The sequence below is a fragment of the Escherichia sp. E10V10 genome (assembly GCF_004211985.1).
In the GTDB taxonomy this organism is placed as follows: Bacteria; Pseudomonadota; Gammaproteobacteria; order Enterobacterales; family Enterobacteriaceae; genus Escherichia.
The window spans coordinates 40,398-61,167 of record NZ_RHJO01000004.1 but is presented as its reverse complement, the minus strand read 5'-3'; the positions used below and the strand labels follow the sequence as shown (position 1 = coordinate 61,167).

21 protein-coding genes are annotated in these 20,770 nt (G+C 50.8%); 15 read left to right on the top strand and 6 right to left on the bottom strand.

The features are described 5' to 3' along the window. Positions 1–210 precede the first annotated feature (210 nt). A complete protein-coding gene (locus tag D9736_RS09050) occupies positions 211–1,803 on the bottom strand; it encodes an ABC-F family ATPase (protein WP_130258167.1) in 1,593 nt (530 codons plus the stop codon). Positions 1,804–2,021: 218 nt separating this feature from the next. Between D9736_RS09050 and ldtB the strand changes: the two genes are divergently transcribed. Then, positions 2,022–2,942 (top strand): L,D-transpeptidase, encoded by a 921-nt coding sequence (ldtB, locus tag D9736_RS09045; RefSeq protein ID WP_130258166.1) that lies wholly within the window; start codon positions 2,022–2,024, stop codon positions 2,940–2,942. Positions 2,943–3,157: 215 nt separating this feature from the next. On the opposite strand, the gene D9736_RS09040 is transcribed toward ldtB, so the two are convergent. Then, entirely contained in the window at positions 3,158–4,276 is a 1,119-nt protein-coding gene (locus D9736_RS09040; RefSeq protein ID WP_130258165.1) for an anion transporter, read from the bottom strand. Then, positions 4,273–4,740: a manganese-binding transcriptional regulator MntR gene (gene mntR / locus D9736_RS09035; RefSeq protein WP_130214798.1), complete on the bottom strand. Its 468-nt coding sequence runs from the start codon at positions 4,738–4,740 to the stop codon at positions 4,273–4,275. The genes D9736_RS09040 and mntR overlap by 4 nt, the downstream gene beginning before the upstream one ends. 185 nt (positions 4,741–4,925) lie before the next feature. Here mntR and mntS point away from each other — a divergent pair, with 185 nt between their 5' ends. Next, positions 4,926–5,054 carry a manganase accumulation protein MntS gene (gene mntS / locus D9736_RS09030; RefSeq protein WP_001001761.1) on the top strand — a complete coding sequence of 43 codons (129 nt, stop codon included), beginning with the start codon at positions 4,926–4,928 and terminating at the stop codon, positions 5,052–5,054. A 270-nt stretch (positions 5,055–5,324) separates the two neighbouring features. Next, positions 5,325–6,908 carry a phosphoethanolamine transferase gene (opgE, locus tag D9736_RS09025; protein WP_130258164.1) on the top strand — a complete coding sequence of 528 codons (1,584 nt, stop codon included), beginning with the start codon at positions 5,325–5,327 and terminating at the stop codon, positions 6,906–6,908. A gap of 48 nt (positions 6,909–6,956) precedes the next feature. Here the strand turns inward: opgE and ompX are convergent, their stop codons facing one another. Together ompX and D9736_RS09015 are read right to left on the bottom strand one after the other, a co-directional pair. Further along, positions 6,957–7,472 carry an outer membrane protein OmpX gene (ompX, locus tag D9736_RS09020; protein ID WP_105289445.1) on the bottom strand — a complete coding sequence of 172 codons (516 nt, stop codon included), beginning with the start codon at positions 7,470–7,472 and terminating at the stop codon, positions 6,957–6,959. A 52-nt stretch (positions 7,473–7,524) separates the two neighbouring features. After that, positions 7,525–7,590, bottom strand: a complete 66-nt coding sequence (locus D9736_RS09015) for a protein YliM (protein WP_120795379.1) — start codon at positions 7,588–7,590, stop codon at positions 7,525–7,527. 233 nt (positions 7,591–7,823) lie between these two features. Between D9736_RS09015 and rhtA the strand changes: the two genes are divergently transcribed. The 6 genes from rhtA to ybiO all read left to right on the top strand — a co-directional run bounded on the left by rhtA (position 7,824) and on the right by ybiO (position 14,635). Then, entirely contained in the window at positions 7,824–8,711 is an 888-nt protein-coding gene (rhtA, locus tag D9736_RS09010; protein WP_130258163.1) for a threonine/homoserine exporter RhtA, read from the top strand. 298 nt (positions 8,712–9,009) lie between these two features. Then, positions 9,010–9,513, top strand: a complete 504-nt coding sequence (gene dps / locus D9736_RS09005) for a DNA starvation/stationary phase protection protein Dps (RefSeq protein ID WP_064530112.1) — start codon at positions 9,010–9,012, stop codon at positions 9,511–9,513. 403 nt (positions 9,514–9,916) lie between these two features. After that, complete coding sequence (gene glnH / locus D9736_RS08995) at positions 9,917–10,663, top strand: glutamine ABC transporter substrate-binding protein GlnH (protein ID WP_130205139.1); 747 nt, start codon at positions 9,917–9,919, stop codon at positions 10,661–10,663. Between the two features lie 107 nt (positions 10,664–10,770). Further along, positions 10,771–11,430 carry a glutamine ABC transporter permease GlnP gene (glnP, locus tag D9736_RS08990; protein ID WP_061090926.1) on the top strand — a complete coding sequence of 220 codons (660 nt, stop codon included), beginning with the start codon at positions 10,771–10,773 and terminating at the stop codon, positions 11,428–11,430. After that, complete coding sequence (gene glnQ / locus D9736_RS08985; RefSeq protein ID WP_032302757.1) at positions 11,427–12,149, top strand: glutamine ABC transporter ATP-binding protein GlnQ; 723 nt, start codon at positions 11,427–11,429, stop codon at positions 12,147–12,149. Before glnP ends, glnQ begins: the two co-directional genes overlap by 4 nt. A 260-nt stretch (positions 12,150–12,409) precedes the next feature. Then, complete coding sequence (gene ybiO / locus D9736_RS08980) at positions 12,410–14,635, top strand: mechanosensitive channel protein (protein WP_058101129.1); 2,226 nt, start codon at positions 12,410–12,412, stop codon at positions 14,633–14,635. Here ybiO and rlmF read toward each other — a convergent pair. Further along, a complete protein-coding gene (gene rlmF, locus D9736_RS08975) occupies positions 14,632–15,558 on the bottom strand; it encodes a 23S rRNA (adenine(1618)-N(6))-methyltransferase RlmF (RefSeq protein WP_001275941.1) in 927 nt (308 codons plus the stop codon). The genes ybiO and rlmF overlap by 4 nt on opposite strands. 275 nt (positions 15,559–15,833) lie before the next feature. Between rlmF and mcbA the strand changes: the two genes are divergently transcribed. The 6 genes from mcbA to ybiJ all read left to right on the top strand — a co-directional run bounded on the left by mcbA (position 15,834) and on the right by ybiJ (position 20,607). After that, on the top strand, positions 15,834–16,094 hold the full coding sequence (mcbA, locus tag D9736_RS08970; RefSeq protein WP_010347475.1) for a DUF1471 family periplasmic protein McbA: 261 nt from the start codon (positions 15,834–15,836) through the stop codon (positions 16,092–16,094). A gap of 264 nt (positions 16,095–16,358) precedes the next feature. Then, complete coding sequence (locus tag D9736_RS08965; protein WP_130258162.1) at positions 16,359–18,641, top strand: catecholate siderophore receptor Fiu; 2,283 nt, start codon at positions 16,359–16,361, stop codon at positions 18,639–18,641. Between the two features lie 55 nt (positions 18,642–18,696). Further along, a complete protein-coding gene (locus D9736_RS08960) occupies positions 18,697–19,014 on the top strand; it encodes a hypothetical protein (RefSeq protein ID WP_130258161.1) in 318 nt (105 codons plus the stop codon). Between the two features lie 50 nt (positions 19,015–19,064). Next, on the top strand, positions 19,065–19,742 hold the full coding sequence (gene ybiX / locus D9736_RS08955) for a PKHD-type hydroxylase YbiX (protein ID WP_130258160.1): 678 nt from the start codon (positions 19,065–19,067) through the stop codon (positions 19,740–19,742). 73 nt (positions 19,743–19,815) lie between these two features. After that, positions 19,816–20,082 (top strand): C4-type zinc finger protein YbiI, encoded by a 267-nt coding sequence (ybiI, locus tag D9736_RS08950; protein ID WP_130214871.1) that lies wholly within the window; start codon positions 19,816–19,818, stop codon positions 20,080–20,082. Between the two features lie 264 nt (positions 20,083–20,346). Beyond that, on the top strand, positions 20,347–20,607 hold the full coding sequence (gene ybiJ / locus D9736_RS08945; RefSeq protein ID WP_000849307.1) for a DUF1471 family protein YbiJ: 261 nt from the start codon (positions 20,347–20,349) through the stop codon (positions 20,605–20,607). Positions 20,608–20,770 lie beyond the last annotated feature (163 nt).

Here is a 20,770-nt window from a genome sequence, read left to right as displayed (position 1 = left end):
TTATTGGAAGTGAGGTTAAGGAAGTAGGTTCGATGTTGCTCAGATTGCTGACAAAGTGCGCTTTGTTCATGCCGAATGCGGCCTACAAAGTCTTGCAGATTCAATATATTGCAGGGACTGCGTAGGCCTGATAAGCGTAGCGCATCAGGCAATCTTGCGTTTGTCCTCAGCAGCCGTCACCCCGACTGTATCGGGGTGACGGGCAATAACTTACTCGATCCCTCTGCTACGCAGATAATCTTCGTAATTACCGCTAAAGTCGATCACGCGTTCCGGGGTGATTTCCAGAATGCGGGTTGCCAGGGAGCTTACAAACTCACGGTCGTGAGAAACAAAGATCAGCGTACCCTGATACAGTTCCAGCGCCATGTTCAGTGACTCGATGGATTCCATATCCAGGTGGTTGGTCGGTTCGTCCATGATCAGAATGTTCGGTTTCTGCATCATTAACTTACCAAACAGCATCCGCCCTTTTTCCCCACCGGAAAGCACTTTCGCAGGCTTTTTGATGTCGTCCTGGCTGAACAGTAAACGACCAAGAATGCTGCGTACCGCCTGCTCATCATCGCCTTCTTGCTTCCACTGACTCATCCATTCGAACACGGTCAGATCATTTTCGAACTCATATTCGTGGTCCTGGGCATAGTAACCAATGCGCGCGTTCTCAGACCATTTTACGGTGCCGCTGTCCGGTTGCAGATCGCCCACCAACGTTTTCAACAGGGTCGATTTACCGACGCCGTTGGTACCCAATACCGCCAGTTTTTCACCGACTTCCAGCAGCAGGTTGAGATTTTTAAACAGCGGACCGTTATCAAAACCTTTAGTCAGACCTTCCACTTCCAGCGCGTTACGGAACAGTTTCTTATCCTGTTCAAAACGAATGAACGGGTTCTGACGGCTGGAGGCTTTCACCTCTTCCAGTTTGATTTTATCAATCTGACGCGCGCGTGAAGTCGCCTGGCGAGATTTCGAGGCGTTGGCGCTAAAGCGGCTAACGAAGGATTGCAGCTCAGCAATCTGCGCTTTCTTCTTGGCGTTATCAGCCAGCAGACGTTCACGCGCCTGGGTCGCGGCCGTCATGTACTCATCGTAGTTGCCCGGATAAACGCGCAGTTCGCCGTAGTCCAGATCCGCCATGTGAGTACAAACCATGTTGAGGAAGTGACGGTCGTGCGAAATGATGATCATAGTGCTGTCACGCTCGTTCAGCACCTGCTCCAGCCAGCGAATGGTGTCGATGTCCAGGTTGTTGGTCGGTTCGTCGAGCAGGAGAATGTCCGGGTCAGCAAACAGCGCCTGCGCCAGCAGCACACGCAGTTTCCAGCCAGGAGCAACTTCACTCATCGGGCCGTAGTGTTGTTCCAGTGGAATACCGACGCCAAGCAACAATTCCCCCGCACGCGATTCTGCAGAGTAACCGTCCATTTCGCCGTATTTCACTTCCAGATCGGCCACTTTGTAGCCATCTTCTTCGCTCATTTCCGGCAAAGCATAGATGCGGTCGCGCTCTTGCTTCACTTCCCACAACTCTCTATGCCCCATGATCACCGTATCCAGCACGGTGTACTCTTCAAAGGCAAATTGATCCTGGCGCAGCTTACCAATGCGCTCATTCGGATCGAGGGAAACGTTGCCCAGCGTCGGCTCAAGGTCGCCGCCGAGGATTTTCATAAAGGTGGATTTACCACTACCGTTCGCGCCAATCAGGCCGTAACGGTTGCCGCCGCCAAATTTGACGGAAATGTTTTCAAACAACGGCTTACTGCCGAACTGCATGGTGACGTTACTGGAAACTAACACAGGCGTATCCTGAAAAGATATATGACAAACCGCGTATTATGCCATAAGTCTGAAAGAAGATCCCGTCCCCCGCTTAAGGTCTACACTCTTCCCAAAGGCAAAAAATGTGATTTAGTACACATCTGATTTCACTGTTAGCTGGAATGAACATATAATGCGCTTCCAATACTCTAATATTCTCAACCTAATGGCCTGCCAGGCACTAAATCTCGCTTAACATGAATATGAAATTGAAAACATTATTCGCAGCGGCCTTCGCTGTTGTCGGCTTTTGCAGTACCGCCTCTGCGGTAACTTATCCTCTGCCAACCGACGGGAGTCGCCTGGTTGGTCAGAATCAGGTGATCACTATCCCTGAAGGTAACACTCAGCCGCTGGAGTATTTTGCTGCCGAGTACCAGATGGGTCTTTCCAACATGATGGAAGCGAACCCTGGTGTGGATACCTTCCTGCCGAAAGGCGGCACCGTACTGAACATTCCACAGCAGTTGATCCTGCCAGATACCGTGCATGAAGGTATCGTGATTAACAGCGCAGAGATGCGTTTGTACTACTATCCGAAAGGGACCAACACCGTTATCGTGTTGCCGATCGGGATTGGTCAGTTAGGTAAAGACACACCTATCAACTGGACCACCAAAGTAGAGCGTAAGAAAGCAGGCCCGACCTGGACACCGACCGCCAAAATGCACGCCGAGTACCGCGCAGCAGGCGAACCGCTTCCGGCTGTCGTTCCGGCTGGCCCGGATAACCCAATGGGGCTGTATGCACTGTACATCGGTCGCCTGTACGCTATCCACGGCACCAACGCTAACTTCGGTATCGGTCTGCGCGTAAGCCACGGCTGTGTGCGTCTGCGTAACGAAGACATTAAATTCCTGTTCGAGAAAGTGCCAGTCGGTACTCGCGTGCAGTTTATTGATGAGCCGGTAAAAGCGACTACCGAGCCAGACGGCAGCCGTTATATTGAAGTCCATAACCCGCTGTCTACCACCGAAGCCCAGTTTGAAGGTCAGGAAATTGTACCGATTACTCTGACGAAGAGCGTGCAGACAGTGACCACTCAGCCAGACGTTGATCAGGCGGTTCTGGACCAGGCTATTCAAAACCGTTCCGGGATGCCGGTTCGTCTGAATTAACCTTCAAAACTTAAAGCAGAAGGCGGAGTGATAATCCGCCTGAGGCTGCTGATGGCAATACATAATTGCCTGATGCGCTACGCTTATCAGGCCTACGCAGAACCTGCAATATATTGAATCCGCAAGTTTTTGTAGGCCGCATCCGGCATGAACAAAGCGCGTATTACCAACAATCAGAGGCGGACTAATAATCCGCCTTTTTAATTTGCCCGACCTTACCCCGCCGGGATCATAACCAACAAAACATATCCCACCAGCGCCGCCCACAACAGCATCGGTATTGAATAGAGATGGAAACGCCACCAGATACGGCGATCGTTCGCCATCCGTAGCGCAATCAAATTTGCCAGCGATCCGGGTAATAAACCAAAGCCACCTACGTTTACCGCCCATGCCAGTAGTAAAGACGGTGGCACATAATTGAGCAGCAAAATCGTGCTCGGCACGTTACTGATTACCTGCGATAAACCAATCGCCGTCAGCCATAATCCAGGTTCAGATAAATGACTCACGTTGCTCAACACGCCCTGTAATACCGGAAGTTGGGTCAGTAAATGGACGTCGATAAACATCGCCATAAACACCAGCAGCAACGTCCAGTCCACGCTCAGCACCACGCGACGCGCCAGCAGCGCAAAGCCCGCCGCCACAATCACCAGCCCCCACAGCTCTTGTTTCAACTCCAGCGCCATAAGGAAGACGATATACAGCCCCAGACAACTCCACACCAGCCGAGGTTTCCACTCCGGCATCTGCGAACCAGTATGGTATTGCAGCGCCTTTCCAGGGAAACAACACCAACACAGCAGCAGTAGTGTCAGCATCATCGCACCAGCCAGCGGGGCCATTTGGGCAATAAAACCGACAAACGAAAGATCAGAGCGTCCCCAGATTAGGATATTTTGCGGATTGCCAATCGGCGTCAGCAACGATCCGGCATTCACCGCCAACGCCTCGAAAATAATCAGCCGATTAACCGGGATCTCACACAGTCTTTTTAGCGTGATGGTCAGCGGAACAACAATAAACAGCGCGACGTCGTTGGTCAGAAACGTAGAAAGCAGCGCCGCTGCCAGCACCATAAACATCGCCAGTCGACGCTCAGTAGCAAAACGGCGCACCATTTTGCGCCCAAGCACATCAAAATAACCGCTTAACTCGACCCCTTTGGTCAGCAGCATCAGGCCACTTAAGGTGATGATGGTGTGCCAGTCAATAGCGCCAGGCCAGGACTTAGGTGTGAAAGGAACGAAAAAACTTAATCCGATGCCAACGAGAATTAATAACTGAAAAAAGCGATCGCCTTGCAGCGTGCGTAAAAAAGGCAGACTCATTTGGCACCGTGTTTCTGGGTAAACAAACGAAAGGCGTCCAGCGTCTCTTCACTGACATGGTGCTCCATGCCTTCCGCGTCGCGACGGGCGATTTCCGGGCTAACGCCCAATACCAGCAAGAAGTTTTCAACTATCTGATGCCGCTCGCGGCTTTCCTGTGCCAGCTTCTCTCCTTCCGCCGTTAAAAACACGCCACGCCAGGGGATCATTTCAATCAATCCCATTGTTGCCAGGCGCTTAAGCATTTTAGCCACCGTAGGTTGAGAGACTCCCAGACGGGCGGCCATGTCAACCTGGCGCGCTTCTCCCACCTCCATCATCAGGTCAGAAATCAGCTCAACGTAATCGTCGATAAGCTCACGGCGATGTGCCTCTCTGACCTGGCGGAATCCTTCAACGTGCTCTTCCACGTTCACTAACTGCGTCACTTTTTTTGCTGTTGGCGTACCTGCGCGACGACTCATTGTGCTTCCTCATTATGGTGACGCATGGATAGCGTTCTCATTTCGTGCACACATTGTAAACCAGAGTTGCTAAGGCACAAAAATTTAACGTTTTAGCAATAGCTATATAATATAGCCTGTGCTATATCTGTATGTAATGCAATCATCCCTCATGGATCGACGGGATTAGCAAGTCAGGAGGTCTTATGAATGAGTTCAAGAGGTGTATGCGCGTGTTTAGTCACTCTCCCTTTAAAGTACGGTTAATGCTGCTCTCGATGTTGTGCGATATGGTCAACAACAAACCGCAGCAAGATAAACCTTCCGATAAATAGCGGCGTCGCGGTACGCCGCTTTACTCCTGCTTTATTGCAGGCATAGAGTGTTCTGGATTGAAAAACCCCACTTTTTATCGGATTTGCTATTCTCTTCGCAAAAGATTTGTTCCTCAGTAGTTGACCTGAACGGCAGCTCGCTCTATCTTCTTGCAGCCCTGCGTATATTGCGGCTCGCAGATGCGGACCCTTCCCCCTCTTCACGCACTCTTGCAGGTATTGACCCTTGACGCCAGGGTAAGCACATGGCGTTTGTTACGATAGTGGCATATGAACTTAACCCTTAAAGAATCGCTTGTTTCCCGTAGCCGGGTTTTTAGCCCGTGGACTGCGTTCTACTTTTTACAGTCGCTATTGATTAACCTTGGTTTAGGTTATCCCTTTAGTTTTCTCTATACCGTCGCTTTTACTGCCGTTTTGCTTTTGTTATGGCGGATGTTGCCGCGCGTGCAAAAAACCTTAATAGGTGTCTGTTCGCTGGTGGCGGCCTGTTATTTTCCTTTTGCTCAGGCGTACGGTGCGCCTAACTTCAATACATTGCTGGCGCTGCATTCCACCAATATGGAAGAGTCGACCGAAATTCTTACGATCTTCCCGTGGTATAGCTATCTGGTCGGCTTATTTATTTTTGCGCTCGGCGTGATTGCGATCAGGCGGAAAAAAGAGAATGAAAAAGCACGCTGGAATAAATTCGACACCCTGTGTCTGGTATTCAGTGTGGCGACATTTTTTGTCGCTCCGGTTCAAAATCTCGCCTGGGGCGGTGTATTTAAACTCAAAGACACCGGTTATCCGGTATTTCGTTTTGCTAAGGATGTCATCGTCAATAATAACGAGGTGATTGAAGAGCAAGAACGGATGGCGAAACTTTCCGGGATGAAAGATACCTGGACAGTCACTGCGGTTAAACCAAAATATCACACTTATGTGGTGGTCATTGGCGAAAGCGCACGTCGCGATGCCCTCGGTGCCTTTGGCGGTCACTGGAACAATACCCCGTTTGCCAGTAGCGTTAACGGCTTGATTTTTGCTGATTACATTGCTGCCAGTGGCTCCACGCAGAAATCTCTCGGATTAACGCTTAACCGCGTAGTCGATGGTAAGCCACAGTTTCAGGATAACTTTGTGACCCTGGCCAACCGAGCAGGATTCCAGACCTGGTGGTTTTCTAATCAGGGACAAATTGGCGAATACGATACGGCTATCGCCAGCATCGCTAAACGTGCAGATGAAGTGCACTTCCTGAAAAACGGTAATTTTGAAGCAGATAAGAACGCTAAAGACGAAGAACTACTGACAATGACCGCTCAGGTATTGGCGGAAGAACACTCGCAGCCGCAACTGATTGTTTTGCATCTGATGGGTTCACATCCTCAGGCCTGTGACCGGACACAAGGCAAATACGAAACCTTTGTACAATCGAAAGAAACATCGTGCTATCTCTACACCATGACGCAGACGGACGATTTACTGCGCAAACTGTACGACCAGTTACGCAACAGCGGCAGCAGTTTCTCCATGGTTTATTTTTCAGACCACGGTTTAGCCTTTAAAGAACGCGGAAAAGAAGTGCAATACCTGGCCCACGATGATAAATATCAGCAGAATTTCCAGGTGCCTTTTATGGTCATTTCCAGCGACGATAAAGCGCATCGGGTGATTAAAGCCCGCCGTTCAGCCAATGATTTCTTAGGTTTTTTCTCACAGTGGACGGGAATTAAAGCGCAGGAAATCAACATCAACTACCCGTTTATTTCCGAGAAGAAAGCCGGGCCGATATACATCACCAACTTCCAGTTACAGAAGGTGGATTACAACCATCTCGGAACCGATATTTTCGACCCGAAACCTTAAAAACAAAAATCCGCCCCGAAGGGCGGATTTTTTATATCACCGAAGTGATTAGAAGCGGTAACCAACACCGGCAATCCAGGTGCCTACGTCAACGCTACGAATACGGCTCTGCTCGTAAGAGAAGTCAAGCGCAACGTTTTCGATTGGGTTGAACTGCAGACCTGCGCCGTAGGAGAAACCGTAGTCGCTGGTGTCGTGTTTATAGGTCGGGTAGTTGGTGTCCTGGAATTTACCGTAGCCCACACCTACAACACCGTAGATGCTCGCCCAGTCGTTGATGCGGTATGCCGGACCAGCGGTGATGCCGTAGTACTGGGTTTTGTTGTAATCGCCTGCACTGTTAGTACGACTTTTTTCAGTGTAAGTGAAAGAACCGATCACACCCAGCGGGCTGTTGTCTTCTTCATAGCGGTATTTCAGGTTGAAACCGCCCATTTTGTTCATTTTGCCCTGAGCGTCGCTCTGAGCGTAACCGCCAGTTACGGTAGAAGTAGCAGCTACGGAAGTACCTGCGGTGAAAGCCAGAACTGCGGCCAGTGCTGAAAGACATGCAATTTTTTTCATAACCACCTCAAATGTGATTCAAATAAGTCCTAAGCTTTAAATATATCAAAAATTAATGGGAAACTCTTCGCGATTTGTGATGTCTAACGGGCCATTTCATGTAACAGAACGTTTCCACATGCCGCTATCCATCTAAATTTAAATCATTTTTTCAGTGAACTGCGTAAGTATTACGCATATTTTCACTGCCGTTCATCCAGATTATTCCTAATCACCAAGCTGATGAATCAATCAATCCTGGCGCATTTTAGTCAAAACGGGGAAAATTTTTTCAACAAATGCTCAACCAGTTTTAGTTATATCCAGTACACTCCTCGCTTTACCTGACTATACAAATTTATGGGGGAACGGATGCCAGGGACATTACGTAAAATGCCGGTCTGGTTACCGATATTATTATTGCTCGTTGCCATGGCGTCTATTCAGGGCGGGGCCTCATTAGCAAAGTCGCTTTTTCCATTGGTTGGCGCGCCGGGCGTGACTGCACTGCGTCTGGCGCTGGGAACACTGATTCTTATCGCATTCTTTAAACCGTGGCGACTGCGGTTTGCCAAAGAACAGCGCTTGCCGCTGTTGTTTTACGGCATCTCACTGGGTGGAATGAACTATCTTTTTTATCTTGCTATTCAGACCGTACCGCTTGGGATTGCGGTGGCGCTGGAGTTCACCGGGCCACTGGCAGTGGCGCTGTTCTCTTCTCGTCGCCCCGTAGACTTTGTTTGGGTTGTGCTGGAGGTACTCGGCCTGTGGTTCCTGCTGCCGCTGGGGCAGGATGTTTCGCATGTCGACCTAACCGGCTGTGCGCTGGCGCTCGGTGCCGGTGCTTGTTGGGCTATCTACATATTAAGTGGGCAACGCGCCGGTGCGGAACACGGCCCGGCGACGGTGGCTATCGGTTCGCTGATTGCAGCGCTTATTTTCGTGCCGATTGGCGCATTCCAGGCTGGAGAGGCGCTCTGGCACTGGTCGGTTGTTCCATTGGGTCTGGCTGTCGCTATCCTCTCTACCGCTCTGCCCTATTCGCTTGAGATGATTGCCCTCACCCGTCTGCCGACCCGGACATTTGGTACGCTAATGAGTATGGAGCCTGCACTGGCTGCCGTTTCCGGAATGATTTTCCTCGGTGAGACATTGGCGCCAATACAACTGCTGGCCCTCGGCGCGATTATTGCCGCCTCAATGGGCTCAACGCTGACAGCGCGCAAAGAGACTAAAATTAAAGAATTAGATATTAATTAAAGCTAGCTTTCTGCATGGTTATGCATAACCATGCAGAATATTACACGACTCTTCATCCCTGCCCTTTTTATATATCTTGTTATCCTAAAACCTATTCTCTCTGAATAGCTCGCGTAAAAAAGAAAATAAGAATCGCCTCCAGCAATATACATAACTATGTGAATTTATATGGTTTTTATTTTTCACGCTTGTTACCGCTATTAGTGTGATAGGGACAGCCAGAATAGCAGAACACCAGGGCGGTGCTATACTTAGTCTCGTTAATTACTGGGACACAACATCAAGAGGATATGAAATTATGAGTACCGCTAAATTAGTCAAAGCAAAAGCGACCAATCTGCTTTATACCCGCAACGATGTCTCTGACAGCGAGAAGAAAGCGACAGTTGAGTTGCTGAATCGCCAGGTTATCCAGTTTATTGATCTCTCTTTGATTACCAAACAAGCGCACTGGAACATGCGCGGCGCTAACTTCATTGCCGTACATGAGATGCTGGATGGTTTCCGTACCGCACTGACCGATCACCTGGATACTATGGCAGAGCGCGCAGTGCAGCTGGGTGGCGTTGCCCTTGGTACCACTCAAGTTATTAACAGCAAAACTCCGCTGAAAAGCTACCCGCTGGACATCCACAGCGTTCAGGATCACCTGAAAGAGCTGGCTGACCGTTACGCGATTGTTGCCAACGACGTGCGCAAAGCGATTGGCGAAGCGAAAGATGACGACACCGCAGATATCCTGACCGCCGCTTCCCGCGACCTGGATAAATTCTTGTGGTTTATCGAATCTAATATCGAATAAATCCATCGCAGATGGTGCAAAACTTAAGTAAGCGATAAAAGCGGCTTCCTGACAGGAGGCCGTTTTGTATTGCTGCCCGCCTCTACGCACTTTTTTAGTGCAACTCATCGCCTTCTCCGCCTGTCAAAGTAAAATACTTGTATCAACAACATCACACAATCGTTACATAAAGATTGTTTTTTCATCAGAATTTACGCTAAATAACCTCTGTGTTGAGTGCACTATTTTTGCGCACCACTTTGGCGCCCCAATATGGTGCAGACCGGAGATGTTGCCCCATAAATTGTGCAACCCGTTTTTACTGCTCCTATAAAAATCAAAGAGTTGTAAAACTGGCACGATTTTTTCATATACGTAAATGTCACGCAGGGGATCGTCCCGTGGATAGAAAAAAGGAAATGCTATGAAGTCTGTATTAAAAGTTTCACTGGCTGCACTGACCCTGGCTTTTGCGGTTTCTTCTCATGCCGCGGATAAAAAACTGGTTGTGGCGACGGATACCGCCTTCGTTCCGTTTGAATTTAAACAGGGCGACAAATACGTTGGTTTTGATGTGGATCTGTGGGCTGCTATCGCCAAAGAACTGAAGCTGGATTACGAACTGAAACCAATGGATTTCAGTGGCATCATCCCAGCACTGCAAACCAAAAACATCGATCTGGCGCTGGCGGGCATTACCATTACCGACGAGCGTAAAAAAGCGATCGATTTCTCTGACGGCTACTACAAAAGCGGCCTGTTAGTGATGGTGAAAGCCAACAATAACGATGTGAAAAGCGTGAAAGATCTCGACGGTAAAGTGGTTGCTGTGAAGAGCGGCACTGGCTCCGTTGATTACGCAAAAGCAAACATCAAAACTAAAGATCTGCGTCAGTTCCCGAACATCGATAACGCCTATATGGAACTGGGGACTAACCGCGCAGACGCCGTCCTGCACGACACACCAAACATTCTGTACTTCATCAAAACCGCCGGTAACGGTCAGTTCAAAGCGGTAGGCGACTCTCTGGAAGCACAGCAATACGGTATTGCGTTCCCGAAAGGTAGCGACGAGCTGCGTGACAAAATCAACGGCGCGTTGAAAACCCTGCGCGAGAACGGCACATACAACGAAATCTACAAAAAATGGTTCGGTACTGAACCGAAATAATGATTGCCTTTAATTTATGGCCCGGTGGCCTTTTGCATACCGGGCCAGCGTTTCGCCCCGCCAGCCTTCTGGCTCGGGTATTTACACCACGGTAACAGGAACAACATATGCAGTTTGACTGGAGTGCCATCTGGCCTGCCATTCCGCTTCTGATTGAAGGCGCCAAAATGACCCTGTGGATTTCGGTCCTCGGTCTGGCTGGCGGCCTGGTGATCGGACTGGCGGCAGGTTTTGCACGCACCTTCGGTGGTTGGATAGCCAACCACGTCGCGCTGGTCTTTATTGAAGTGATCCGCGGCACACCTATCGTCGTCCAGGTGATGTTTATCTACTTCGCCCTGCCGATGGCGTTTAACGACTTACGCATCGACCCGTTTACTGCGGCGGTGGTCACCATCATGATCAACTCCGGCGCGTACATTGCGGAAATCACGCGTGGTGCGGTGCTGTCAATCCACAAAGGTTTTCGTGAAGCAGGACTGGCGCTCGGCCTTTCACGTTGGGAAACCATTCGCTACGTCATTTTACCGCTGGCACTGCGCCGTATGCTGCCGCCGCTGGGTAACCAGTGGATCATCAGCATTAAAGATACATCGCTGTTTATTGTTATCGGCGTGGCGGAACTGACCCGTCAGGGGCAAGAAATTATTGCCGGTAACTTCCGCGCCCTTGAGATCTGGAGCGCCGTGGCGGTGTTCTATCTGATTATTACCCTGGTGCTGAGCTTTATTCTGCGTCGTCTGGAAAGAAGGATGAAAATCCTGTGATTGAATTTAAAAACGTCTCCAAGCACTTTGGCCCAACCCAGGTGCTGCACAATATCGATTTGAATATTGCCCAGGGCGAAGTCGTGGTGATTATCGGGCCGTCCGGTTCCGGTAAATCGACCCTGCTGCGCTGCATCAACAAACTGGAAGAAATCACCTCCGGCGATCTGATTGTCGATGGTCTGAAGGTTAACGATCCGAAAGTTGACGAGCGCCTGATTCGCCAGGAAGCGGGTATGGTGTTCCAGCAGTTTTACCTTTTCCCGCATCTGACGGCGCTGGAAAACGTCATGTTTGGCCCGCTACGCGTGCGTGGCGCGAACAAAGAAGAGGCGGAAAAACTGGCACGTGAACTGCTGGCGAAAGTCGGTCTGGCGGAACGCGCCCATCACTACCCTTCCGAACTTTCTGGTGGTCAGCAGCAGCGTGTGGCGATTGCCCGCGCGCTGGCGGTGAAACCGAAAATGATGCTGTTTGATGAACCGACTTCCGCTCTTGACCCGGAACTGCGCCATGAAGTGCTGAAGGTTATGCAGGATCTGGCTGAAGAAGGGATGACGATGGTGATCGTGACCCACGAAATCGGTTTTGCCGAGAAAGTAGCTTCGCGCCTGATCTTTATCGACAAAGGCCGGATTGCGGAAGATGGCGATCCGCAGGCGTTGATCAAAAATCCGCCGAGCCAGCGGTTGCAGGAATTTTTACAGCACGTCTCTTAATAAGACACATTGCCTGATGCGCTACGCTTATCAGGCCTACAGGATATATGGCAACTTATTAAAATTGCATGAACGTGTAGGACGGATAAGGCGTTCACGCCACATCCGGCAAAAAATCCCGCACGTTGTCAGCAACCTGCTTAATATCCCTTCCTCCCTTTCACCCGAAAGGGAGACACACCAGATTCCTCTCATTTAAAATCGCCCCTCCCCCAGCATCTATACTTATCTTTTTGCTCTGTTTTCTCACTGGAGGAGTCATGCGGTGGATCCTGTTCATCCTCTTCTGCCTACTGGGCGCACCTGCCCACGCGGTATCCATACCCGGCGTTACAACCACAACGACAACGGACTCAACGACTGAACCGGCCCCGGAACCGGATATCGAACAAAAAAAAGCGGCCTATGGCGCACTGGCGGATGTGCTGGATAATGACACCTCGCGTAAAGAGTTGATCGACCAGTTGCGTACTGTCGCCGCGACGCCCCCTGCGGAACCGGTCCCGAAGATCGTGCCGCCGACGCTGGTTGAAGAGCAAACCGTGCTGCAAAAGGTCACCGAAGTCAGCCGCCATTATGGTGAAGCCCTTTCCGCCCGCTTCGGGCAACTTTATCGCAATATCACCGGCTCCCCGCATAAGCCATTTAATCCACAAACCTTCAGCAATGCGCTGAGCCATTTTTCAATGTTAGCGGTATTAGTGTTTGGTTTTTACTGGCTGATTCGTCTGTGCGCACTGCCGCTGTATCGCAAAATGGGCCAGTGGGCGCGGCAAAAAAATCGCGAACGCAGCAACTGGCTGCAGCTTCCGGCGATGATTATCGGGGCGTTTATTATCGACCTGCTGTTACTGGCACTGACATTATTTGTCGGCCAGGTATTAAGCGACAACCTGAATGCGGGCAGTCGCACCATCGCTTTCCAACAAAGTTTGTTTCTCAACGCCTTTGCCCTGATTGAATTTTTCAAAGCCGTACTACGTCTGATTTTTTGCCCAAACGTGGCGGAGCTGCGCCCGTTCACGATTCAGGACGAGAGCGCCCGTTACTGGAGCCGTCGCCTGAGCTGGTTAAGCAGCCTGATTGGCTATGGCCTGATTGTGGCCGTGCCGATTATCTCTAATCAGGTGAATGTACAGATAGGTGCGCTGGCGAACGTCATCATTATGCTGTGCATGACCGTCTGGGCGTTGTACCTGATCTTTCGTAATAAAAAAGAGATTACCCAACATTTGCTCAACTTTGCGGAGCATTCGCTGGCCTTTTTCAGCCTGTTTATCCGCGCCTTTGCGCTGGTGTGGCACTGGCTGGCAAGCGCCTATTTTATCGTGCTGTTTTTCTTTTCGTTGTTCGATCCAGGCAACAGCCTGAAATTTATGATGGGTGCAACGGTGCGCAGCCTGGCGATTATTGGTATCGCAGCGTTTGTTTCCGGTATGTTTTCCCGCTGGCTGGCGAAAACCATCACCCTCTCGCCACATACTCAGCGTAACTATCCGGAGCTGCAAAAACGGCTGAATGGCTGGCTTTCGGCGGCACTGAAAACGGCGCGTATTCTGACAGTCTGCGTGGCGGTAATGTTGCTGTTGAGCGCATGGGGATTGTTCGATTTTTGGAACTGGCTGCAAAACGGCGCGGGGCAGAAAACCGTAGATATCCTGATCCGTATCGCACTCATTCTTTTCTTCTCGGCGGTTGGCTGGACGGTGCTCGCCAGTTTGATCGAAAACCGGCTGGCTTCGGATATTCATGGCCGCCCGCTACCCAGCGCCCGTACGCGTACCCTGCTGACGCTATTTCGTAACGCGCTGGCGGTGATTATCAGTACCATCACCATCATGATTGTGTTGTCGGAAATCGGCGTCAATATCGCGCCATTGCTGGCAGGTGCCGGGGCATTAGGTCTGGCGATCTCGTTTGGTTCGCAAACGCTGGTGAAAGATATTATCACCGGGGTATTTATTCAGTTTGAAAACGGCATGAACACTGGAGATTTGGTGACTATCGGGCCGTTGACCGGCACAGTCGAACGGATGTCGATTCGCTCCGTGGGCGTGCGCCAGGATACCGGGGCGTATCACATCATTCCGTGGTCTTCGATTACCACTTTTGCTAACTTCGTCCGCGGCATTGGTTCGGTGGTGGCAAATTACGATGTTGATCGCCATGAAGATGCTGATAAAGCCAATCAGGCACTGAAAGATGCGGTAGCGGAATTGATGGAAAACGAAGAAATTCGCGGGCTGGTTATTGGTGAACCGAACTTTGCCGGGATTGTCGGCTTAAGCAATACCGCGTTTACGCTGCGTGTTTCGTTCACCACGCTGCCACTCAAACAGTGGACGGTACGCTTTGCCCTCGACAGCCAGGTGAAAAAACATTTCGACCTGGCGGGTGTTCGCGCGCCAGTGCAGACTTATCAGGTGCTGCCTGCTCCGGGCGCGGCCCCGGCAGAACCGCTGCCGCCGGGGGAGCCAACGCTTTAACGCTGGCGATTGACAAAACGGCGACGCTGCTCGTCGTTCATAAAGGTCCAGGCAATAAAGCGACTCTGCTTTTGCCCCTGGGCCATCTCTTTTTTGACCACTTTCACCGCGCCAACATCCGTCAGAGCACGATACAACGGCGGTAAGTTTTCACCACGAGATACCAGCGAGGTAAACCACATCACCTGCTTCGCGAAGCCTTTGCTCTCTTCAATCATCTTTTTGATAAAGGCGACTTCACCGCCTTCACACCACAACTCCTGTTGCTGACCACCAAAGTTCAGTGCATCGTCTTTGTTCAGCCCCAGGTTACGGCGTTTACGCTCACTACCTGCCCGTGCCGCAGCGGCGGAATCGTGGAATGGCGGGTTACACAAGGTCGCGTCGTATTGCTCGTTTTTATGGATGATGCCGTTAAAAATCGCCCCACTCTCTTTTTGCCGACGCAGACGAATGGCGCGGTTAAGCCCTGGATTAGCACTGATGATCGCCTGCGCACTGCTTAACGCCTGGCTGCTGGTTTCGCTGCCGGTAAAACGCCAGCCATATTCATGTACGCCAATCAGCGGGTAAATACAGTTCGCACCAACGCCGATATCCAGAATGCTGGCATTAGCTGGAATTGTTCCGCTTGCTTCAGCCAGTAAATCGGCAAGGTGATGAATATAATCCGCCCGGCCCGGTACTGGCGGGCAGAGAAAACCGTCCGGAATATCCCAGTTCGCTACGGCGTAAAAATGGGCCAGCAACGCCTTATTGAGCGCCTTCACCGCCAGCGGATTGGCAAAGTCTACGCTTTGCTCCCCGGCGGGTGTAAGCGTGAGGAATTGCCTGAGTTCAGGATTGACCTGACAAAGCGTGGCGAGATCGTAGCGGCTGTGATGACGGTTGCGCGGATGCAACCCCGGTTTCTGGGCGGACATAGCATTCTCCTTTAAGCAGCGGCGTAAGATACCCGCATAACGCGACAGGGTAAATATCTGGCTGCGTTTATCATTTCGAAAGACCTTAACATGACTATGGCTTATAGCAATTCACCATAAAAATCAGCATCATGCATGTCATTGATTTGTCTTGTTTTGTAAAAATATATCGTTCAAAAAATAAGCACATCTCTGTCAATTTTTTGCGTCATTTGCACCGCACAGGCGACCTACACTTATCAGGCACTACTCGTTGTATTTCTGAGGATGTCATTATGAAAAAGTGCCTCGCACTACTGATTGCCACCGTCCTGAGCGGAATCACCTTCACGGCTTATGCCGCGCAGCCTCTGAGTAACCAGGACAGCGGTCAGCTACGGCCCGCCGGTACCGTTTCGGCAACTGGCGCATCAAACCTAAGCGATCTGGAGGATAAACTGGCAGAAAAAGCGCGCGAACAAGGCGCGAAAGGTTATGTCATTAATTCCGCGGGCGGAAATGACCAGATGTTCGGTACTGCAACCATCTACAAATAACCCCACCAACGTAACTGCATTCGCCTCTGGATGCAGTTTTCGCCTGTTTTGTAATCAAAAAACATCAAATATGAACGCAATGTAAATAAATGTATTTCTTTTTCGCGCAATGGGTGATAGAAAATCGCGCTAAGTGATAATGCTTATCAAAATTATTATCACTTTCACGAACACTATTACGGGATTAACAGTGGCATCGCATCCGCAGAGATGCTTTCTCGTGACAGTGAAAACTTAAACATATAAGAAAAAGTCACCTGCTAAATGGAAAACAATCGCAATTTCCCTGCCAGACAATTTCATTCGCTCACGTTCTTTGCTGGTCTTTGTATTGGCATCACGCCTGTGGCACAGGCACTCGCCGCCGAAGGGCAAACTAACGCGGATGACACGCTGGTTGTCGAAGCCTCAACGCCTTCGCTTTATGCGCCACAACAATCTGCCGATCCGAAATTCTCGCGTCCGGTAGCGGATACGACCCGCACGATGACGGTGATTTCTGAACAAGTGATTAAAGATCAGGGCGCGACCAACCTTACCGACGCGCTCAAAAACGTCCCCGGCGTAGGTGCATTTTTTGCTGGTGAGAACGGTAACTCCACCACTGGCGACGCCATTTATATGCGCGGTGCCGACACCTCTAACAGTATTTATATTGATGGCATTCGCGATATCGGCAGCGTCTCGCGCGACACCTTCAATACTGAGCAGGTCGAAGTGATTAAAGGGCCGTCCGGTACCGACTACGGGCGCAGCGCGCCGACGGGCTCGATCAATATGATCAGCAAGCAGCCGCGCAATGATTCCGGCATTGACGCCTCCGCCAGTATTGGCAGCGCCTGGTTCCGCCGCGGCACGCTGGACGTCAATCAGGTGATTGGCGATACCTCCGCGGTGCGTCTGAATGTGATGGGCGAAAAAACGCACGATGCCGGACGCGACAAAGTCAAAAATGAGCGTTACGGCGTCGCCCCTTCCGTAGCTTTTGGCCTTGGCACAGCGAATCGTTTGTATCTTAATTATCTGCATGTCACCCAGCACAACACGCCAGACGGCGGCATTCCGACCATCGGTTTGCCGGGCTATTCCGCCCCATCTGCGGGAACGGCGGCACTGAATCATTCCGGAAAAGTAGATACGCATAACTTTTATGGCACGGATTCCGATTACGACGATTCGACCACCGATACCGCCACCATGCGTTTTGAGCACGACATCAACGATAACACCACCATTCGCAATACGACCCGATGGTCGCGCGTGAAGCAGGATTACCTGATGACGGCGATTATGGGCGGGGCGTCGAATATTACCCAGCCCACCAGCGATGTGAATAGTTGGACGTGGTCACGCACGGCGAACACCAAAGATGTGAGTAATAAAATTCTCACCAACCAGACCAACCTGACTACCACGTTTTATACCGGCTCTATCGGTCATGATGTTAGTACTGGCGTGGAATTTACCCGTGAAACGCAGACCAACTACGGCGTTAATCCGCTGACGTTACCGGCGGTGAATATTTATCATCCTGACAGCAGCATTCATCCCGGCGGCCTGACGCGCAACGGCGCAAACGCCAATGGTCAGACGGATACCTTCGCAATTTATGCCTTCGATACGCTGCAAATCACCCGTGATTTTGAGCTGAACGGCGGGATCCGCCTGGATAATTATCATACTGAATATGACAGTGCCACCGCCTGCGGCGGCAGTGGACGCGGCGCAGTCACCTGCCCTGCTGGCGTGGCAAACGGTTCTCCGGTCACCACCGTCGACACTGCCAAGTCGGGCAATCTGGTCAACTGGAAAGCCGGGGCGCTGTATCACCTGACGGAAAACGGCAATGTCTATATTAACTATGCCGTTTCCCAGCAGCCGCCGGGCGGCAACAACTTCGCCCTTGCGCAGTCTGGCAGCGGTAACAGCGCCAGCCGCACCGACTTTAAACCGCAAAAAGCCAACACCAGTGAGATTGGCACCAAATGGCAGGTGCTGGATAAACGCCTGTTGCTTACCGCCGCGCTGTTCCGTACTGATATCGAAAATGAAGTTGAGCAAAACGATGACGGGACTTACTCACAATACGGTAAGAAACGCATCGAAGGCTATGAGATATCCGTGGCCGGGAATATCACGCCCGCGTGGCAGGTGATTGGCGGCTACACCCAGCAAAAAGCGACCATAAAAAATGGCGCGGATGTGGCTCAGGATGGTTCATCATCACTGCCATATACGCCGGAGCACGCCTTTACCTTATGGAGCCAATATCAGGCAACCGATGATATTTCCGTTGGCGCAGGCGCACGTTACATCGGCAGTATGCATAAAGGTTCAGATGGCGCGGTGGGAACGCCAGCGTTTACCGAAGGTTACTGGGTCGCCGATGCCAAACTGGGATATCGGGTTAATCGCAATCTCGACTTCCAGCTAAACGTCTACAACCTGTTTGATACCGATTACGTCGCCTCAATCAACAAGAGCGGCTACCGTTACCACCCGGGCGAACCAAGAACGTTCCTGCTCACCGCCAATATGCATTTCTGATTCAGATGTGGGGCGCAAGGCTCACTAATGTTGATGGCGAGAACAGGTCTGCCTGATGCGCTGCGCTTATCAGGCCTACAAGGTTGTGCAATGCATTGAATTCACATCATTTGGTAGGCCAGATAAGGCGTTCACGCCGCATCCGGCATCTGAACACCGTTGCCTGATGCGCTGCGCTTATCAGGCCTACAAGGTTGTGCAACACATTGAATTCACATCATTTTGTAGGCCGGATAAGGCGTTCACGCCGCATCCGGCACCTGAGTACCATTGCCTGATGCGCTGCGCTTATCAGGCCTACAAGGTTGTGCAATACATTGAATTCACATCATTTGGTAGGCCGGAAAAGGCGTTCACGCCGTATCCGGCATGACTGTTAAAAATCGGTGTGGGGCACAAGGCCCCACTTTTTGGAGAACTTGTATGATGTACCACATTCCTGGCGTGCTATCGCCACAGGACGTCGCCCGGTTTCGCGAACAACTGGAACGAGCCGAATGGGTTGATGGACGCGTCACCACCGGTGCACAAGGCGCACAAGTTAAGAGCAATCAGCAAGTGGACACCCGCAGCGCCCTGTACGCCGCACTGCAAAATGAGGTGCTGAACGCGGTTAACCAACATGCTTTGTTCTTTGCCGCTGCCTTGCCGCGTACCCTTTCCACACCGCTGTTTAATCGCTATCAGAACAATGAAACTTATGGTTTTCATGTGGATGGCGCAGTACGCAGCCATCCACAAAACGGCTGGATGCGCACTGACCTTTCTGCCACGCTGTTTTTGAGCGATCCACAAAGCTACGACGGCGGCGAACTGGTCGTTAATGACACCTTCGGACAACATCGGGTAAAACTCCCGGCTGGCGATCTGGTGTTGTACCCCTCCAGCAGCCTGCACTGCGTGACACCCGTAACCCGCGGCGTGCGAGTGGCATCATTTATGTGGATCCAGTCGATGATCCGCGATGATAAAAAGCGCGCCATGATGTTTGAACTGGACAACAATATTCAGTCGCTGAAAAGCCGCTATGGCGAAAGTGAAGAGATCCTGTCGCTGCTCAATCTTTATCATAATCTGCTGCGGGAATGGTCGGAGATCTGACGCTTGAACTGCCAGAGTTCGACCCTATATTAGCTACACTTAACTGTACAAGCATTGATATGGGGAGGACGATATGGCATCCGGTTGGGCTAGCGATGACGCCGTCAACGAACAGATCAACAGTACAATTGAAGATGCGATCGCTCGCGCTCGGGGTGAAATTCCGCGTGGCGAAAGCCTGTATGAATGTGAAGAGTGTGGCGCCCCCATCCCGCAGGCCCGTCGGGAAGCCATTCCTGGCGTGCGCTTATGCATTCATTGTCAGCAGGAGAAAGATTTACAAAAACCAGCTTATACAGGATATAATCGCAGAGGTTCGAAAGACAGCCAGTTACGTTAACTACAACTGGCGGGATGTATAGCGAGTATAATTTGTATTTTTCGTGGCATTCCGTGCCTTTAACGCTGCCGTGACTGCCACGCGATATAAAACGGGTCCATAAGTACAACAAATAAATGATTTATCAATATGTTAGATATCAATCAATTTATTTGAACAAGGCGGTCAATTCTCTTCGATTTTATCTCTCGTAAAAAAACGTGATACTCATCACATCGACGAAACAACGTCACTTAAACAAAAATCACCTGCGAGAGATTAATTATGAAAACTATCAATACTGTTGTTGCTGCTATGGCTCTTTCAACTCTGTCATTTGGCGTATTTGCCGCGGAACCGGTAACGGCATCCCAGGCACAGAGCATGAACAAAATCGGCGTAGTTTCTGCCGATGGCGCATCCACCCTCGATGCCCTGGAAGCGAAACTGGCTGAGAAAGCGGCAGCTGCCGGTGCCAGTGGATACAGCATTACTTCCGCCACCAACAACAATAAATTAAGCGGAACTGCGGTTATCTATAAGTAATTCGTAAGTCGGATAAGACGTTTACACCGCATCCGACAGCAGATGCCTGATGCGACGCTATCGCGTCTTGTCAGGCCTACAAATTCCGAACCGTTGGTCGGATATGACGTTTACGCTACGTCCAGCACAAGTATTTCCCTGTCTGTTTGCCGACAGACGCATA

Bases quoted from the DNA above. Each gene is read 5' to 3' on its own strand.
- ldtB (WP_130258166.1), top strand. From the start codon at position 2,022: ATGAATATGAAATTGAAAACATTATTCGCAGCGGCCTTCGCTGTTGTC.
- D9736_RS09040 (WP_130258165.1), bottom strand. From the start codon at position 4,276: ATGAGTCTGCCTTTTTTACGCACGCTGCAAGGCGATCGCTTTTTTCAG.
- mntR (WP_130214798.1), bottom strand. From the start codon at position 4,740: ATGAGTCGTCGCGCAGGTACGCCAACAGCAAAAAAAGTGACGCAGTTA.
- mntS (WP_001001761.1), top strand. From the start codon at position 4,926: ATGAATGAGTTCAAGAGGTGTATGCGCGTGTTTAGTCACTCTCCCTTT.
- opgE (WP_130258164.1), top strand. From the start codon at position 5,325: ATGAACTTAACCCTTAAAGAATCGCTTGTTTCCCGTAGCCGGGTTTTT.
- ompX (WP_105289445.1), bottom strand. From the start codon at position 7,472: ATGAAAAAAATTGCATGTCTTTCAGCACTGGCCGCAGTTCTGGCTTTC.
- rhtA (WP_130258163.1), top strand. From the start codon at position 7,824: ATGCCAGGGACATTACGTAAAATGCCGGTCTGGTTACCGATATTATTA.
- dps (WP_064530112.1), top strand. From the start codon at position 9,010: ATGAGTACCGCTAAATTAGTCAAAGCAAAAGCGACCAATCTGCTTTAT.
- glnH (WP_130205139.1), top strand. From the start codon at position 9,917: ATGAAGTCTGTATTAAAAGTTTCACTGGCTGCACTGACCCTGGCTTTT.
- glnP (WP_061090926.1), top strand. From the start codon at position 10,771: ATGCAGTTTGACTGGAGTGCCATCTGGCCTGCCATTCCGCTTCTGATT.
- ybiO (WP_058101129.1), top strand. From the start codon at position 12,410: ATGCGGTGGATCCTGTTCATCCTCTTCTGCCTACTGGGCGCACCTGCC.
- rlmF (WP_001275941.1), bottom strand. From the start codon at position 15,558: ATGTCCGCCCAGAAACCGGGGTTGCATCCGCGCAACCGTCATCACAGC.
- mcbA (WP_010347475.1), top strand. From the start codon at position 15,834: ATGAAAAAGTGCCTCGCACTACTGATTGCCACCGTCCTGAGCGGAATC.
- D9736_RS08965 (WP_130258162.1), top strand. From the start codon at position 16,359: ATGGAAAACAATCGCAATTTCCCTGCCAGACAATTTCATTCGCTCACG.
- D9736_RS08960 (WP_130258161.1), top strand. From the start codon at position 18,697: ATGCGCTGCGCTTATCAGGCCTACAAGGTTGTGCAATGCATTGAATTC.
- ybiX (WP_130258160.1), top strand. From the start codon at position 19,065: ATGATGTACCACATTCCTGGCGTGCTATCGCCACAGGACGTCGCCCGG.
- ybiI (WP_130214871.1), top strand. From the start codon at position 19,816: ATGGCATCCGGTTGGGCTAGCGATGACGCCGTCAACGAACAGATCAAC.
- ybiJ (WP_000849307.1), top strand. From the start codon at position 20,347: ATGAAAACTATCAATACTGTTGTTGCTGCTATGGCTCTTTCAACTCTG.